We start from the raw sequence: 11,758 nt of genomic DNA on the forward strand, positions 1-11,758 counted from the left end.
CCCATACCCTGTGGGTATTCATATAGCGCATAGATTGTCTTGAATGGGTATGTAGTTAGGCAATTTTTCTACTGCTTGTTGGGAAAGATTGGGTGCAGATTGATCTTTGGTTGAGAGTGAGACATCGCTGACGGGCCACTGGATGCCGATTTCGGGATCATTCCAGGCAATACATTGTTCTGAGTCTGCATGATAATAGTTGGTGCACCGATAGATGAAATCTGCCTCTTCTGAAAGAACAACAAAACCATGTGCATAACCTGGAGGTACATAAATCATACGCAAATTTTCATCGTCCAATACAGTACCAAACCACTGCCCAAAGGTTGGTGAATTTTTTCTCACATCAACAGCGACATCAAAGACCTTGCCGCGCGATACACGCACCAGCTTGCCTTGTGGCTGGATTAATTGATAGTGGAGGCCACGCAGTATACCTTTTGATGAGCGGGAGTGGTTATCCTGGACAAAAGTTTCGTTGATCGCTGATGTGCGTAGAGTGGTTTCTCGAAATGTTTCTACAAAAAAACCGCGTTGATCTCTAAACACTTTGGGTTCAAAAATAACGACACCGGGAAGCCCGGTTTCAATAATTTTCATTTTTGAGGATTTTCATTAGATATTGACCGTAACCATTTTTTTCAGAAAGCTTGGCGATGGGTGAATACATGCCTAATTTAATCAACTTGCGATTCCCTGGATCTTGTCACCGAGTTGTTTATTTGTCATTTCGACCATAAATATCTTCAAAGCGCACGATGTCATCTTCCCCCAGATAAGAACCGGATTGAATCTCGATCATTTCAAGCGGCACACGTCCTGGATTTTCCAGGCGATGATTGGTGCCCAGTGGAATGTAGGTCGACTCGTTTTCTGTGACCAGATAAATTTCTTCATTTCGGGTTACGCGCGCTGTGCCCTGGACCACAACCCAGTGCTCGGCACGGTGATGGTGCATTTGTAATGACAGGGCTGCGCCAGGTTTAACCACAATGCGTTTTACTTGAAAGCGTTCGCCAAAATCAACGCTATCGTACCAGCCCCAGGGACGGAATACCTTGCGATGCAGATGCCCTTCTGAACGGCCTTGCTGTTTCAACTGATCGACAATTAATTTAACGTCTTGTGTTTTGTCCTTGTGAACAACCAGTATGGCATCCGATGTTTCAACCACGACAATATTTTCAATGCCGACACATGCCACCAGGCGGTTTTCTGAAATGGCAAAAGTGTTATTGCAGGCATTCATTATTACGTCGCCCTTGGATACATTGCCTGCATCATCTTTGGGAAGTACTTCCCACAAGGAGTCCCAGGCGCCGACATCAGACCAGCCTGCAGACAGGGGAATGACCGTTCCGGCAGGCAGTTCACTATTGCGGTTAAGCAATCGTTCCATCACCGCATAATCGATTGAATCACTGGGGCACTGCTCAAAGGCATTTTTGTCCACGCGAATAAAATCACCATCAGCTGATCCTAGATCCCAGGCGGTTTGACATGCAGTCAGTATATCTGCCCGACACTTGCCGATAGCAGAAAGCCATACCGAAGCACGCATCATGAATAATCCGCTATTCCAGAGATAGGTGCCTGCATCAAGATAGGCTTGCGCTGTTAATCGATCAGGTTTTTCTACAAAGCGCGCAATATGATAAACAGCTTCATCACTGTCAGCTAATTCACCAAACTGAATATAGCCATATCCCGTTTCAGGAGTATCGGGTGTTATGCCAAAGGTGACAATATTGCCATCGGATGCTTGTGACATTCCTTTAAGGACAGCGGCATGAAATGAGTCAGTATCGGTAATTACATGATCCGATGGCATCATCAACAAAATGGGATCATCCCCTCCGTGCGTTGCAGCAAGCGCAGCCAGGGTTAATGCAGGCGCGGTGTTGCGCCCGACCGGTTCAAGCAGAATGGTGCTTTTTCTATTCATGACCCGTAATTGTTCTGCAATCACAAAGCGGTATTCTTCATTGCAAACAATGATGGGTGGCTTGGATTGGATATCCTGAAAACCATCCATGCGGCAAACGGTAGCTTGTAATAAGGAGTCTTTGTCTATGAGGGATAAAAGCTGTTTAGGAAATTTTTCACGGGAAAGTGGCCATAGGCGTGTGCCTGAGCCACCCGATAAAATAACGGGTATGAGTGCATTCATTTAATTTGCCACATCAATATTGTCTGGGGATTTTAACAATCTGTTGAAAAACTATCTGCCTATCTGCATTACTGATACATATTTATCCGATCAATTAATAGTTTAATGTATTGTATTTTACATAAATTTTGTGGAAGTAAACAGATCTGGAAAAAAATGGATTATTAATGTAGATGAACACAACCGCCCCTACATGGTGTTGAATGCCAATGCCTTTCTGCGTGATTCCCTGTTTGGTTCAGGAACCATCAATCTTCACGTTTTTTGTCATCGTCCCATTATCGTCATCGATCTGAATACATTGCTCGGAAAAATAATCTCTCGTTTACAGGTGAATCCAAAATCCGAAGTTGACGATGTCGTCGTTAATGATCTTATTCTGCTCTGGTCGAATGAAAGAAAGGTGATTACGGGGGCCGACATTCTCGGCCGATTATTACGAGGCATTACAATACGTAATATCAAACCGCCGCAAAAAAATACAACGTTGTGATTATGCCCATCTCGACACTGATGTGTCAGACTGACTAATTATTTAGTGTTATAAGGAGAAATCTGCAATAAACTAGTTCGACCGTCGTTAGTTTCTATTCACAGATAAATGTTTCCGGTTCGATGGTGTGATGAAAAAAATATTTGGCAAGTATAAAAAAGAGTTGTTTCTCATGCTCGGTGCGATTTTACTGGTATTGAGTATTTCAACTTATTTTATGCACATCCAGGCAACCCAGTCATTAATAAATGAGCATTCGAACAAATTAACATCACTCAAAAACGCGCTAAAGATCTATATCGAAGATTATTTTGATCTGACGGCCGACGTTGTTTTAACGCTCGGCGCAAGTGAAACTGCTATCAATGCGATGCATCAGTTTGAATATGCTGTTAAAGAAGATAGCAGCCATTCTGATATCCATTTTAACCAAAAATTATTAACGGAAAACATTCAGTCCTTTCTTGAGCAGATTTCTTATGATGTGCCCCAAGCACATAAAAAACAACCTCTTGAATATTATTTGTCTGAATCACAAAACAGCAAGATACTGCAAGAACGTTATATTGCAAATAATCCTTTTAGCCGCTATCAGAGATATAAGCTTCTTGATTCCAAGACTGGCCTAGCCTACGACCGTATTCACAAAAAATTTCATCCCTATTTTCTGAATGAGCTTCAACAGTATAATTTCTATGACATTTTTCTGATTGATAATGCAGGCAATGTCATTTACACCGTAACTAAGGAATTCGACTTCGCCACCAATATTTTAAGTGGTGCGTATGCCAATAGTGGGCTGGCTTCTGCATATAAAAAAGCCATAAACTCACCTCGACATGAGGTGGTTTTTGAAGATTTTAAACCTTATGAGCCTAGCTATAATAAACCTGCCGCATTCATTGCTACATCACTTTATGACGGGGACACCCAGGTAGGGGTTTTAGCAATTCAATTACCGATTACTCAGATTGTTAAAACCATGACATTCAATCATTCTCAGGAAGAAATAGGATTGGGCAAGAGTGGCGAATCTTATTTAGTAGGTGATGATCTGTTTATGCGCAGCGATAGCCGTTTCATCAAAACAATGACGGACCCCCTGGTGGAAAAATTTTCTACTACAGTGGGTATCACCCAGGTAAATACCAGGGCAGTGTTGCAGGCGTTAAAAGGAAGAACATCAGATGAATTGATCGAGGATTACAGGGGTACTGAAGTGTACAGTTCTTATGCTCCTGTTAAAGTCTTTGATAAGAACTGGGCGCTATTGGTTGAGATTGACAAACAAGAGGTGCTCGACTCCGCCAGACAAGGTACTTTCATCTTATTGCTGACGAGCGTAATGATATTTGTAATTTTTGTAACGATGATATTGTTTTTGTTTATCAGAATGATACTCAAACCAATGCAGACTAATGAAGAGCTGTTAAGTGAGAATTTGAGACTTCAGAACAAAGCATTACTGACATCCGAAACGTTATTGAATGAGTATAAAAAAGCGGTTGACTTAAGTGCCATTGTATCAAAAGCAGATAAACAGGGAATTATCACTTATGTTAATGATGCGTTCTGCAAGGTATCAGGCTTTTTAGAGGATGAGTTACTGGGTCATTCGCATAATGTAATCAGGCATCCTGATATGCCGAAAGAAGTATTCGAAGAGTTGTGGCATACATTACTTAATAAGCAGGTTTGGAAAGGAATTATTAAGAATCGCAAGAAAGATGGCGGCTGTTATTATGTCAATACCACCATAGTTCCCATACTGGATGAGAATGGAGAGATTCAGGAATTTATGTCTATCCGCACGGATATCACTGACCTGATATTTAAAGAGGAGCAAATCCTCAGACAGACCACAGATCCTGTCACATTACTGCCTAATAGGCAGCAGCTTTTGGAAGATATCGGTCAACTGATGAATGATGCCATGCTTGCTTCGGTCATTATTAATAATTTCAGGGATATTAATGACTTTTATGGTGCCGAAGTGGCGGATAAGGTGATAAAAAATATAGCTGCAATTTTCCAGGAAATTACTTTAAATAAAGCCATCAAACTCTACAAGATCACGAGTGATGGGTTTGCGCTTTTTACTCGGGAACATATGCCCATGCCAGACTTTGTGAAGATCATGCAAAATCTGATTGATCACTTTGACCGGGACATTATCACCATTGATGAATCACAGTTCAATCTTTCAATTACGGTAGGCGCTACCAGTGGGAACAAGACCAGGCTTTTCATTAACTCGGAAATGGCGCTAAGAACAGCGATCGAAAGCTCAAAGAGCCTCATGTCTTTTGAGAAAAATTCTGAAATTGAAGCGCAATATCAGAATAATATTGCAATGACAACAAAGATAAAAAATGCCATCAAAAATAATGGCATACTTGTTTTTAAACAGCTTATTTCTGCAAATAAAAAAGGCAGCTTCCAAAAATATGAGTGCCTGGTTCGCATGCGCGACAATGATGAAATCATCTCACCTTTCTTCTTTTTGGATATCTCCAAAAAAGCACGGCTCTATCCGACCATTACCAAAATTATGATTGAAAGGACTTTTGAGTACTTTAGCGATAAAGAAGAGGAATTCTCCATCAATTTTACGCTGGAAGATATTTTAGCTGACGAAATCGTAAAGCTTCTGGTACATAAAATCAAACAATATAAGATCGGGAATCGGCTTGTTATTGAACTGGTTGAGTCCGAGGGGATTGAAGATTATGAAAGTGTCTGCGAGTTTATAACCGTTATAAAATCCTTGGGCTGCAAAATAGCCATTGATGATTTTGGAACAGGGTATTCTAATTTTGAATATTTAATGAAGTTAAATGCAGATTACATCAAGATCGATGGTAGCCTTATTAAAAATATTCATCTTGATAAAGATGCGGAAGTTGTTGTCCAGTTGATTGTGGATTTTGCAAGACGAATGAATATAAAAGTGATTGCAGAGTATGTTCATAACCAGGAAGTTCAGGACAAAATTCAAGCCATGGATATAGATTTTTCCCAGGGCTCATTTATTTCTGAACCGCAGGAGTTAACTTGAACGTGATATTTGTTATTGATACTAAGAGATAATTTGAAAATACAAATTAATTTTTTAAACTTAATAGCATTCTGAGAATACCTGAAATAATTCCAGAGAAGGCTGACATACAAACGAAACACTCAAAAAATGATAAGTCGCAGATAGGGTAAAGAGCTTCTGGCATTACTTAACCGAGCCACTTGCTTGCCTAAGCCCTTATTCCGAATTATTTTAAGTTTTATCCAGGCTCTTAAGAAACATCAGGAATTCATCACGATATTTCCGATCGTGCCGCCAGAATACATCCGTATGCGTTCCATCAGGAATTCTCCATATGGTTTTTGGTTCAATTAGTTGTTCAAAAATTTTTTCGCCTAATTCAGGCTCGACAATGGTATCTCTCTGTCCATGAATAACAAGAACAGGGATGGGTGAAATTGATTCCAAATTGTCGGGGGCCCAATGGTCACTTAATAAAATATAACTGAGTGGTTGCATCGGCCAAGTGAGCCAGTTGTGAGAAAGTTTAACTCTGGCAATGCGTTGAAAAGAATCAAATGTACTGTCCACAACGACGAGTTTTAAATTAACCTCAGATTTACTATCAATCGCAGTTCGTAGGGCAACAATACCCCCCATGCTTTGACCGTAAATAATAATCGGGACATCTTGAGATTTATTTTTTACCACCCAATCCAATGCCGCCTGACCTGCCTCCAAGCAACTTTTAGGTGTGGGTTTGCCTTCAGACAAACCATAGCCGGGATAATCGAAAACAAATAAGTTATATCCTTCAGAGGTCATCCAAGCCAAATGCAAGTAGTGCGAAGTCAGGTTTTCAGCGTTGCCATGAAAAAATATAATCGTTGCTTTTGGCGAAGTTCCGACTGCGGGAAACCACCAGCCATGAAGATTTCGCTGAGCGGTATCTGTAAAGTAAATATCTTCGGGAGATAAACCTACGGATTTAGGATCGTAATACAAGCGTTCTTTGTCGGGATAATAAAAAACACTGGAGCAGCTGCTAAGTAACATTACGCCCGGAATAATTAAATAAAGCAGTTGAGTAAATGCTTTATTCATGGCAGACACAACTGGATTCGACTGATTGAGTAATATTTTCTGCCAGTCAAGAATCAAAACCATATTAACTACAGTCAACTATTCAGAAACCTTCTTGTAGAGCTTGATGGGTTCCGTATTCTTCTTTCGCATGCGGAGATTAAGCATTTCAACGGTTATAGAGAAAGCCATCGCAAAATAGATATATCCTTTGGGTACATGCACGCCAAATCCTTCTACCATGAGTGTGACACCCACTAAAATGAGAAAAGAAAGTGCAAGTATTTTGATCGTAGGATGCGTATCCACGAAGTCCCCGATAGTTTTTGCTGCGACCAGCATCACCATCACTGCCAGAATGATGGCAATCGCCATGAGTGAAACTTGATCAACCAACCCAACCGCAGTAATGACTGAATCCAGTGAAAATACAATATCCAGAATTGCAATTTGAATCAGTACCATTCCCATACTAGAGGCGACCAAGTTCAAATTTCGTTGCTCTGCTACTCCTTCCAGGCTGTTATGAATTTCATGCGTCGCTTTTGCTATAAGAAACAATCCTCCTCCGATCAGGATCACGTCGCGCCCTGAAATCTCATAAGTGAATATTTTGAACCATGGTTCAGTTAATCCCATGACCCAGGAAATTGAAAAAAGTAATGCCAAGCGTGTAATCATGGCAAGGCTAAGTCCCATTTTTCTGGCGAAAGCCCGCTGACTTTCGGGAAGACGACCAACAAGAATGGAGATGAAGATAATGTTATCGATCCCCAGAACAATTTCCAACGCAGTTAACGTACCTAAAGCGATCCATGCTTCAGGGCTTGTCAGCCATTCAAACATCGGGGTTCCCCTTTTCTCTTTTGACAGTCATAAAAAGTGTCTGGTATGCAAAACTAATTGATTATAGTTGATCAGAATCAGAGTGGGTAAGGGGATTCAGTGCTACTAGCTCGTCTTTGTAAAGGTACTCAAACTTATTTTCTAAAGTCGCAAAAAAATTTTTCTACATCAATGTGCCTAATTCTTCAAGCCTTATAAATTCCTGCGTCAGATTTCAAAGACTATACAGAATTTTATCTTCTCTATAAAGAACAGCGATATATTAAGATTATCATCGAAGACGAAGGGAAGCTTATTGTATCGTTCAGTTGCCTTGAACTGACAGCCAGAGCCATCGCATCACCAGAAAGCCAAAAATGCTAATCATAACGACACCACTAAATGCTATTAAACCCAATATCCCAACAAAAAAACGGCTATGAATTACAGTTTTTTCGGGTTGTTCCAGATAATCGTTTAATAATTGAACATTTCGGTGGTTGGCTTTCCACATAAAATCTGAAACATCACCTAAGACAGGAATTATCCCCAAAATTGCATCTAATCCGATATTGAAAGCCATTTTCAGAAGAATTGACTTAGGAACACCCATCTGAGCTGCCTGGGTCAGAATATGGCTTGAGATGACTGCGCCTGCAGCATCGCCGATTCCAGGAATCAATCCAATTAATCCATCAAAGCCAAAACGGATTTGTGTTCCTGGGATACGAAAAGTGTTGTCCATTACCCAGGCAAGCCGGTTCAGTTTATCCTTTGTTTGTTCAATTTCTATTTTGTTCATGTAAACTCATATAGTTAGTTCAGCTATTCAAAATAGCTCAATAGATATCACACTTAATTAAATCAATATTCTCGTTTCAGACCTAATCTGCTGCTCAATTAGAGGCAAAAAAATCTGTAATAGTTAATGCTTCGCAAGCTTTGATAGCTTAAGTTGAGTCAGTAAACATAGCTAAAATGGAAAAACGATGTGGTTAGATATCTTTTGTTATCTTCTAGTCCTTAGTGCGGCGCTATTGCATAAGTCTGTATTTGACACGAAATTCTTTTAATCTTAAGAAATATTTAACTTGACTGACTTGTGCAACAGAGCCCGAAACTCTATTCAGTCCTCAAATTCTGGACTGCATATTTATAGGTAACACTAATTTAATAACGATCAGTGGCATCTTCAATCTTATCGCCGGCATCTTCGACAGCATCACTCACGGCATCTTTGCTATTTCCTATACCTCTGTCTATTGTCTCACCTGCGCGCTCGGCGGGCCCTTCTGCACAACCAGTTAATATAAAGACTGACAATATGAGAATAATTGATAAAATCAATTTGTTCATGGAATACACCTCGTTTAAAGTTAAAATGTTGGTTGTAAAATGCAAGTTGTCGTAAACGCAAATAATTAATATGCGTATATTTAAATACCTTATTTAATGATGACAAAATTCATTTGAATCTGGATGCGGCCGATTTGAATGCGTTGCTCAGTGAGTCCCAGGCATTTTCAAAACCCGATTTTAGATCTTCCCAAGCGTCATCACTAGAATCTTTCAGTTCGACAAGCTTCGCGTCGGCTGAGGCCCGCAAAGACTTTAATTCTTCAATTTGATTGTAATATTCAATCTGCGCATCAGCTTCTGCACCATCTGCTTGTGCCTTTAGCTTGTCGATCTCTGCATCCCACTCGTCTAACTGTGCCTGCAATTTCTTTTCATAGGCTTGTTTTAAGCTCATGTCTACTCCCATTTTGTGTGATCAATACTTACTTTGAAGGATGTAACTCGATTTAAATTGGAAGTTGTCTAGTGTTGGCATCTATCAATTTAAATCGAGTTTAAGACTGAACATATAGAGTTGCTAAAATAAAATAGAATGAAAAATTATTAATTAATAACTTGTTGCATCTCTTACCGTGTCAGCACGGTCTTCTATATTGTCGGCTTTTTCTTCCGCTGATTTTCTCAGCTGATCTGCTTGGTCTTCCATTCTGTCAGCCTTTTGTTCGCCCATTCTTTCGTATGCATCTTTGGCATTTTCATCAGCTTCCCGTATCTGGTCCGCTTTATTTTCCAATCGATCTGCTCTTGTTTCTGCATCATCCATTCTTGGAGCAGTGTATTGTGAATGGCTATAGGGCGCCGCAAAAATTAGTAATAAAGCGCTTAATGCCAAGGTGGCTTTGATAGAATTATTCATGTTGAATCTCCATTAATTATGATTTGAATATAAATATTTAATATTTGTCGCAAAAATCATCAACCTGTTTTTCAGCTTCTTCTTTGGCAATTCCATATCGCTCTTGAATTTTGCCAACTAATTCTTCACGCTTTCCTTCCACGATATCCATATCATCATTAGTTAGCTTGCCCCATTGTTGTTGGGCTTTACCTTTAACCTGCGTCCAATTACCTTTAATTTCATCCCAGTTCATAGTGATTGCTCCTTAGTTAATTTAAAAATATATGCTCAAAATAATGCTTTGCAGTTCTGTTGAGCGTTACATAATTAAGACTTTATAATTATGTCTAGGTAAATGCGTTGTATAAAAAACTACCGAGTATTGCGATTGTTATTTACCCTTATCAAACTGGCGGGGGACGTCGACCTAATACCCAGAATACAATCGCTAAAATAACGCCGATAACGAACAGAATCCAAGCCATTTCCGCTGCCATACCTGCAACGCCGGTAACGCCTAGTAAGCCAGCAATTATGGCTATAATTAGGAAAGTAATTGCCAAGTTAATCATGGTGTGTCTCCTTATTTTTGGGTTCCAAAGAGTGCATTAGTTCAATGCATCAATCTGGAGATGTGTTTTCAGAAAATGACAAAAGATATTAATCTTTCAAATTGATTATGTTACGCACATCACGACGTTACATGAAACACATGGTACAGCAGGACACTATTATGGTATGTGCGATGACGCACAAAGGAATAGGATAATCCGGCAATGGGTTGATAGGGCGCAATGGATCTTGGTAAATAATGATCTTCAAGATTATAAGAATCCAGATCAATAGGAAGCAGAAGTGAAGAAAATGGTTAATTGGATTGTCCGGGTTTAATTAACCACCGATTAGTCTTTTATTTTTTGTTCTTGATTGATATATCATGATACTTGTAGGTGCGGGGAAACTTTAATTAACATCGTTAATGAAAACTTAGCAATGAATTTACTCGAGAAAGGAAAGTTCATGAATATGAAATATCCCTTTAGGAGCGTTATCGCAATAGGCTGTTTTTTGGTAATGGCTACTGCTTGCAAATCGCTGCCGGATACGCAATTCTTAAAGGAAAGGTACATCGCGCAAACTATAAGTTTCAGTGATGCTTGGGGTCCCATTTCGGAGAAAAGAACCGCAGCCACCTTGGAAAAACTTAAGAGCAAATCGGATGCCAACAGTATTCTAGATAGACATATCGCACTTGAGCAGGATATTGTCGGCACTCCACTTGTAATGGGTAATAAAGTCAGTTTGCTACTAGACGGTCCGGCCACCTATCAGGCTATGTTTGCTGCTATCAATAAGGCTACTGATCATATTAACTTGGAATCTTTCACCATTGAAGAAAATGACATAGGCCAGCAATTTGCGGATCTTCTGATTGAGCGGCAGTCGAATGGAGTTCAGGTCAATTTGATTTATGACAGTTATGGTACGTTAGCCACATCAAAGTCTTTTTTCGATCGCTTAATGCAGGCTGGTGTTCAGGTAGTTGAATTTAATCCTATTAATCCATCTTTAATAAAAAAATCCTGGGAACCCAACAAACGTGATCATCGCAAGTTGCTTATAATTGATGGACAAACCGCGTTTCTTGGCGGAATCAATATTAGCAATGCTTACTCTACCGGATCTTCTATCAGGAATCATAAGAAAACAGCGGATCAAACAAAGGGATGGCGCGATACCGACATTCAAATCGAGGGACCGGTAGTTGCCGAATTTCAGAAATTGTTCATTCAAACTTGGTATAAGCAACAGGGCCCAGCATTAGCCCAAAAAAATTATTTCCCCAAAATTGCCTCTCAAGGCAAAGAAATAGTTCGTGCAATTGGCAGTACACCCGATGATTCTTACAGCTTGATTTATCTAACACTGATATCCGCTATTACTAATGCACAGAAACAAGTGTATATTACA

Annotated in this window: 13 protein-coding genes; 3 read left to right on the top strand and 10 right to left on the bottom strand. The window is 39.8% G+C overall.

What is annotated here, in order from left to right; translation table 11 throughout:
* Positions 1 to 18 precede the first annotated feature (18 nt).
* Together rfbC and C7H79_RS05530 are read right to left on the bottom strand one after the other, a co-directional pair.
* Complete coding sequence (gene rfbC, locus C7H79_RS05525; protein WP_106706292.1) at positions 19 to 600, bottom strand: dTDP-4-dehydrorhamnose 3,5-epimerase; 582 nt, start codon at positions 598 to 600, stop codon at positions 19 to 21.
* Positions 601 to 718: 118 nt separating this feature from the next.
* Complete coding sequence (locus C7H79_RS05530) at positions 719 to 2,170, bottom strand: mannose-1-phosphate guanylyltransferase/mannose-6-phosphate isomerase (protein ID WP_106706293.1); 1,452 nt, start codon at positions 2,168 to 2,170, stop codon at positions 719 to 721.
* Between the two features lie 130 nt (positions 2,171 to 2,300).
* Here C7H79_RS05530 and C7H79_RS05535 point away from each other — a divergent pair, with 130 nt between their 5' ends.
* Positions 2,301 to 2,663 (top strand): hypothetical protein, encoded by a 363-nt coding sequence (locus tag C7H79_RS05535; protein WP_147383565.1) that lies wholly within the window; start codon positions 2,301 to 2,303, stop codon positions 2,661 to 2,663.
* Positions 2,664 to 2,793: 130 nt separating this feature from the next.
* Positions 2,794 to 5,721, top strand: coding sequence for an EAL domain-containing protein (locus tag C7H79_RS05540; RefSeq protein WP_106706295.1), 2,928 nt, complete (start codon positions 2,794 to 2,796; stop codon positions 5,719 to 5,721).
* A gap of 213 nt (positions 5,722 to 5,934) precedes the next feature.
* On the opposite strand, the gene C7H79_RS05545 is transcribed toward C7H79_RS05540, so the two are convergent.
* The 8 genes from C7H79_RS05545 to C7H79_RS05580 all read right to left on the bottom strand — a co-directional run bounded on the left by C7H79_RS05545 (position 5,935) and on the right by C7H79_RS05580 (position 10,359).
* Complete coding sequence (locus C7H79_RS05545) at positions 5,935 to 6,864, bottom strand: alpha/beta hydrolase (protein ID WP_106706296.1); 930 nt, start codon at positions 6,862 to 6,864, stop codon at positions 5,935 to 5,937.
* Positions 6,865 to 7,611, bottom strand: coding sequence for a TerC family protein (locus tag C7H79_RS05550; protein WP_106706297.1), 747 nt, complete (start codon positions 7,609 to 7,611; stop codon positions 6,865 to 6,867).
* Between the two features lie 304 nt (positions 7,612 to 7,915).
* Positions 7,916 to 8,392: a DUF4112 domain-containing protein gene (locus tag C7H79_RS05555; protein WP_106706298.1), complete on the bottom strand. Its 477-nt coding sequence runs from the start codon at positions 8,390 to 8,392 to the stop codon at positions 7,916 to 7,918.
* 368 nt (positions 8,393 to 8,760) lie between these two features.
* Positions 8,761 to 8,946, bottom strand: coding sequence for a hypothetical protein (locus tag C7H79_RS05560; RefSeq protein ID WP_106706299.1), 186 nt, complete (start codon positions 8,944 to 8,946; stop codon positions 8,761 to 8,763).
* Between the two features lie 109 nt (positions 8,947 to 9,055).
* Positions 9,056 to 9,343 (bottom strand): sll1863 family stress response protein, encoded by a 288-nt coding sequence (locus tag C7H79_RS05565; RefSeq protein WP_106706300.1) that lies wholly within the window; start codon positions 9,341 to 9,343, stop codon positions 9,056 to 9,058.
* Between the two features lie 153 nt (positions 9,344 to 9,496).
* Positions 9,497 to 9,805 (bottom strand): hypothetical protein, encoded by a 309-nt coding sequence (locus tag C7H79_RS05570; protein ID WP_106706301.1) that lies wholly within the window; start codon positions 9,803 to 9,805, stop codon positions 9,497 to 9,499.
* A gap of 37 nt (positions 9,806 to 9,842) precedes the next feature.
* Positions 9,843 to 10,040: a CsbD family protein gene (locus tag C7H79_RS05575; protein WP_106706302.1), complete on the bottom strand. Its 198-nt coding sequence runs from the start codon at positions 10,038 to 10,040 to the stop codon at positions 9,843 to 9,845.
* Between the two features lie 151 nt (positions 10,041 to 10,191).
* Complete coding sequence (locus tag C7H79_RS05580; RefSeq protein WP_106706303.1) at positions 10,192 to 10,359, bottom strand: DUF1328 domain-containing protein; 168 nt, start codon at positions 10,357 to 10,359, stop codon at positions 10,192 to 10,194.
* Between the two features lie 502 nt (positions 10,360 to 10,861).
* Between C7H79_RS05580 and C7H79_RS05585 the strand changes: the two genes are divergently transcribed.
* Positions 10,862 to 11,758, top strand: an 897-nt coding sequence (locus C7H79_RS05585) for a phospholipase D-like domain-containing protein (RefSeq protein WP_242447159.1), incomplete at its 3' end; no start/stop codon positions are given.

It is taken from the genome of Nitrosomonas supralitoralis, assembly GCF_003011925.2.
Lineage (GTDB): Bacteria > Pseudomonadota > Gammaproteobacteria > Burkholderiales > Nitrosomonadaceae > Nitrosomonas > Nitrosomonas supralitoralis.

Excerpts from the sequence above, each read along its gene's own strand:
- rfbC (WP_106706292.1), bottom strand. The coding sequence starts at position 600 with ATGAAAATTATTGAAACCGGGCTTCCCGGTGTCGTTATTTTTGAACCC.
- C7H79_RS05530 (WP_106706293.1), bottom strand. The coding sequence starts at position 2,170 with ATGAATGCACTCATACCCGTTATTTTATCGGGTGGCTCAGGCACACGC.
- C7H79_RS05540 (WP_106706295.1), top strand. The coding sequence starts at position 2,794 with ATGAAAAAAATATTTGGCAAGTATAAAAAAGAGTTGTTTCTCATGCTC.
- C7H79_RS05550 (WP_106706297.1), bottom strand. The coding sequence starts at position 7,611 with ATGTTTGAATGGCTGACAAGCCCTGAAGCATGGATCGCTTTAGGTACG.
- C7H79_RS05555 (WP_106706298.1), bottom strand. The coding sequence starts at position 8,392 with ATGAACAAAATAGAAATTGAACAAACAAAGGATAAACTGAACCGGCTT.
- C7H79_RS05560 (WP_106706299.1), bottom strand. The coding sequence starts at position 8,946 with ATGAACAAATTGATTTTATCAATTATTCTCATATTGTCAGTCTTTATA.
- C7H79_RS05565 (WP_106706300.1), bottom strand. The coding sequence starts at position 9,343 with ATGAGCTTAAAACAAGCCTATGAAAAGAAATTGCAGGCACAGTTAGAC.
- C7H79_RS05570 (WP_106706301.1), bottom strand. The coding sequence starts at position 9,805 with ATGAATAATTCTATCAAAGCCACCTTGGCATTAAGCGCTTTATTACTA.
- C7H79_RS05575 (WP_106706302.1), bottom strand. The coding sequence starts at position 10,040 with ATGAACTGGGATGAAATTAAAGGTAATTGGACGCAGGTTAAAGGTAAA.
- C7H79_RS05580 (WP_106706303.1), bottom strand. The coding sequence starts at position 10,359 with ATGATTAACTTGGCAATTACTTTCCTAATTATAGCCATAATTGCTGGC.